This window comes from Nostocoides sp. (genome assembly GCF_035343835.1).
Taxonomy (GTDB): domain Bacteria; phylum Actinomycetota; class Actinomycetes; order Actinomycetales; family Dermatophilaceae; genus Nostocoides_A; species Nostocoides_A vanveenii.
The window spans coordinates 1-4,221 of the sequence record NZ_DAOQZV010000261.1; the positions used below are offsets into that span (position 1 = coordinate 1).

Consider the following 4,221-nt stretch of genomic DNA (forward strand, 5'->3'; position numbering starts at 1 on the left):
CAGTCGCCGGTGCGGCAGGCGCCGACCCGGCCCTGCTGCGCGTCGCCGACCGGGCGGCGATGACCATCACCACGGACGCACTGAGCGTGTCGACGGTGAACGGTTCGACGACCTACTCCTATGACCCGGCGACAAGCGCCGTCGGCTCGGTCCTCGCCGACCGGCCGGGGTCGGCCTATGTGCGCTGGGCGCCCGGGGGGGATGTGTCCATCGAGGCAAGCGCCACAGCGTGGATCACCCGGGATCGAACGGGCGCCCAAGTCGCGACCTATCCGCGCACGGCGGGCAGCCTCGCCCCGGCGTGGTTCCCGACCGGCGACGGCTTCATCGAGCAGGCCCCGACGGCCACCACCGCGCAGTCGACGACGGCCGGGCGGGTGTGGCGCCAGCCGGTCGCGGGTGGGCGGACGGCATACGGCTCGTTCGCGATGAGTCCCTATGGCAGCGAAGCGGTCGTCCGCACGACCAATGGCACGATCTCGAACCTGCTCCTGGTCTCGGCGCGCGGGCCGATGACGCTGGCCGGGCAGCCGGAGCGCTTCCCCGCCAAGGACTATTTCGTCTCCTCCTACCGGCCCGGCGATCCGGACATCGCGCAGGAGCCGGGCAAGGGCGTGCGCGACGCCTCGGCCCGCACCTTTGTCGCCTTCCTGGGCGTCGAGCCGGGCACCACGAAGGCATCGCTATTCGTCGATTATCAGGACGGGCGGTTGCTGACCGCGCCGTTGCAGCCGACCGCGGTCGTCGAGGCCGGTATGCCGTGCACCACGGTCGCTCCCGCCTTCAGTCCCGATCGCCGCCAGATCGCCTATCTCGTCGGCGTGGCGCCGGGCACGGCCCCCTGCACGCAGACGGCGGTGCGGGTGGTCACCATGGGCGCCTCGGGGACCTATGACCCGGCCACGGCGAAGACGCTGGTGACCTCGCCGGCGGGCACGCCCTATACGTCCATCTCGTGGCGCGCCAAGACGGCGCCCGCGCAGGTGGTGCGCATCGGCGGCGCGGATCGCTACGAGGTCGGCGTCAACGTCAGCCGCAGCGTGTATGCCGCTGGCGCGGCCGGCGGAGTCGTGATCGCCGGCGGCGAGGCGTATGCGGATGCCCTCGCCGGATCACCGCTGGCGGCCGCCCTGCGCGGGCCATTGATGCTGAGCAAGCGCGACAGCATCGACCCGCGGGTGCTTGATGAGGCCATCCGCGTGTTGGCACCGAAAGCGCCGATCTATGTGCTCGGCGGGCCGGCAACCATCTCCGAGGCTGTGCTGACCGCTCTCCGCGGCACCGGGCACCCGGTGACCCGGCTCGGCGGGGCGAACCGCTTCGCCGTGGCCACCGGCGTGGCCGACACCCTCGGCGCGGTGCGCGGCACGAAGCCGGCGGCGGTGTTCGTCGCGAATGGGCGGGTCTTCCCCGACGCCCTCGTGGCCAGCCCGGCGGCAACGGCCACCAAGGGCGTGATTCTGCTCTCCGAGGACGGCTATCTCCCCACGGAGACCAAGGCCTGGCTGGACGCGGCGACGAGCACGCCGATCTACGGCATCGGTGGTGGCGGCAGCCGCGCGGTGGCGGGCTATCCCGGCGTCGAGGCGATCAGCGGCGCCGACCGGTATGAAGTCGCCCGCCGGGTGGCCGACCGCTTCTTCACCGGTGAGTGGATCGCGACGATCGTCTCGGGTCTGAACTGGCCGGACGCCACGACGGGCGGCGCGCTGATCAGCCAGTGGCAGCAGCCGATCCTGCTGACCAAGGGCACTAGCCTGCCGACCTGGACCAGCGGCCGGCTCAACCAGTCGCGCTCGGCGACCGACCTGGTCGCCGCCTTCGGCGGGCCTGCGTCCGTCGACCCCGCCGCCTTGAGCCAGGCCGCGAAGATCGCTGGCTACCAGACTCTCTACTTCGGCCCCGACGCCCCCCGCTGACCCGTCTGGGTCCCACGCTCTGCGTGGGAGAGGCCGGTCGGCCGGTCTGCCGGGACCGGCCGTCAATGCCTACTCGGCGTCCGCACCACCGGCGCGTCGCCAGCGTACGCCGGCCTCGATGAAGTCGTCGATGTCGCCGTCGAAGACTGCTTGCGGGGTGCCGACTTCGTGACCGGTGCGCAGATCCTTGACCATTTGATACGGCTGCAGGACGTATGACCGCATCTGGTCGCCCCAACTCGCCTTGATGTCACCCGCCAGTTCCTTCTTGGCGGCCGCTTCCTCGGCCTTGCGCTGCAACAACAGGCGTGACTGCAGCACCCGTAGGGCCGCGGCGCGGTTCTGGATCTGGGACTTCTCGTCCTGCATCGAGACGACGATGCCGGTCGGGATGTGGGTCATCCGGACAGCCGAGTCGGTCGTGTTGACACTCTGTCCACCCGGGCCACTGGAGCGGAAGACGTCGACCTTGATCTCGTTCTCGGGGATCTCGATGTGGTCGGTGCTCTCGATGATCGGGATGACCTCGACCGCGGCGAAGCTCGTTTGCCGCCGCCCCTGATTGTCGAAGGGACTGATCCGCACCAGGCGATGAGTGCCACCTTCGACCGAGAGGTTGCCATAGGCATACGGCACGTCGATCTCGAAGGTCGTGCTCTTCAGCCCGGCTTCTTCGGCGTAGGACGTGTCCAGGAACTTCACGGGGTAGCCGTGCCGCTCGGCCCAGCGGGCATACATCCGCGAGAGCATGTGGGCGAAGTCAGCGGCGTCGACACCACCGGCCCCGGAGCGGATGGTGATGACCGCGCCCCGCTCGTCGTACTCCCCCGAGAGCAGCGTGCGCACCTCCAACTCGCCGACGGCCTTGGTGATCGAGGCGAGCTCGCGCTCGGCTTCGGCCATGGTCGCCTCATCACCCTCCTCGGTGCCGAGCTCCACGAGCACCTCAAGGTCGTCGATCCGCGAGTCCATCTCCAGGATGCGGTCGCGCTCGGCGATCGACCGCGAAAGCGCCGACGTCACCTGCTGGGCCGCCTCGGGGTCGTCCCACAGATCGGGCGCGCCCGCCTTTCCCTCCAACTCGCTGATGCGGGCGGCCAACTTCTCCAAGTCGGTAACCTCGCGCACCGACGCCATCGTGGTGCGCAGGTGCGAGATGTCGGTCGAAAAGTCGGTGGCCACGAAGGGACAGCCTACGTCAGCGCCTACGGCGCACCTGCCCGATTCAGTGCGTCCGCCAGGGTGTTCGGACCCATCGCACGAGGGAACTAACCTTTCCGTATGCCGATCACCACCTCCCCCTCCTTCGTCGACTTGCTCAGGGCGCAGGTCCGCAACGAGTTCACGGCGAGCCACCAGTACGTCGCCATCGCGATCTGGTTCGACGATCACGACCTGCCGCGGCTGGCCGCGGACTTCTACCGGCAGGCGGTCGAGGAGCGCAATCACGCGATGATGTTCGTGCGCTATCTGCTCGATCGTGACCTCGAGGTCGGGATCAGCGGGGTCGATGACGTGGTGTCGGGTTTCAGCACGCCCGAGGAGCCCATCGCGCTCGCCCTGGCGCAGGAGAAGCAGGTCACCGCGCAGGTCGAGGCGCTGTTCCGCGCGGCGCGGGCTGAGGACGATGTGCTCGGCGAGCAGTTCATGATGTGGTTCCTCAAAGAGCAGGTCGAGGAGGTCGCCTCGATGAACAGCCTGCTGACGATCGCCAAGCGCGCCGGCACCGACTGGTTCCAGATCGAGGAGCACCTGGCCCGCGAGTCCGTGGCCGAAGGCGCCGACTCCACCGCCCCGCCGGCGGCGGGCGGCGCGCTCTGATGAGCACCACCACGATTCCGCCCGGCCGTCGAGAGGCCGGCTAACGGGCCACTCGACAGGTCTGAACCGGCCACTCGACAGGTCTGAACCGGCCACTCGACAGGGCTGAACCGGCCACTCGACGGGGCTGAACCGGCCACTCGACGGGGCTGAACCGGCCACTCGAGGTGGAGGGGATCAGGTGATGAGGGCGGGGAGGAAGGTCAGGGTGGCGGCCAGGACCTCGGTCGGGGTGCGGCCCAAGGAGTGGGTGCCGGGCACGCCGGCCACCCAGCTGGGATCCGCGAGTTCGGCCCGCACTTCGTCGGGGCCACCGAAGGGATCACGCTCGCCCTGCACCACCCGGACCGGTATGCCGTGCCCCCCCGGCGCGCGCAACTCCCCCGCGCGCGACGCCTCGGGCTTGCCCGGCGGGTGCAGCGGGAAAGAGAGGCACAGCACCCCACCGGCCCCGACCTCGGCGGCGGTCCGACAGGCGACG

Annotated in this window: 4 protein-coding genes; 2 read left to right on the top strand and 2 right to left on the bottom strand. The window is 70.0% G+C overall.

All coding sequences use genetic code 11. The features are described 5' to 3' along the window. A partial coding sequence (locus tag PKH97_RS14360; protein ID WP_324388237.1) for a cell wall-binding repeat-containing protein occupies window positions 1-1,919 on the top strand: 1,919 nt, incomplete at its 5' end. A gap of 69 nt (window positions 1,920-1,988) precedes the next feature. On the opposite strand, the gene prfB is transcribed toward PKH97_RS14360, so the two are convergent. Further along, the gene (gene prfB, locus PKH97_RS14365; protein WP_324388239.1) at window positions 1,989-3,101 is read right to left on the bottom strand and encodes a peptide chain release factor 2; all 1,113 of its coding nucleotides are present in this window, start codon (window positions 3,099-3,101) and stop codon (window positions 1,989-1,991) included. Window positions 3,102-3,200: 99 nt separating this feature from the next. Between prfB and PKH97_RS14370 the strand changes: the two genes are divergently transcribed. After that, entirely contained in the window at window positions 3,201-3,740 is a 540-nt protein-coding gene (locus tag PKH97_RS14370) for a ferritin (RefSeq protein ID WP_324388240.1), read from the top strand. A gap of 177 nt (window positions 3,741-3,917) precedes the next feature. On the opposite strand, the gene PKH97_RS14375 is transcribed toward PKH97_RS14370, so the two are convergent. Next, the coding region (locus PKH97_RS14375) for an alpha/beta family hydrolase (RefSeq protein WP_324388242.1) at window positions 3,918-4,221 on the bottom strand (304 nt) is incomplete at its 5' end.

Bases quoted from the DNA above. Each gene is read 5' to 3' on its own strand.
- PKH97_RS14370 (WP_324388240.1), top strand. From the start codon at position 3,201: ATGCCGATCACCACCTCCCCCTCCTTCGTCGACTTGCTCAGGGCGCAG.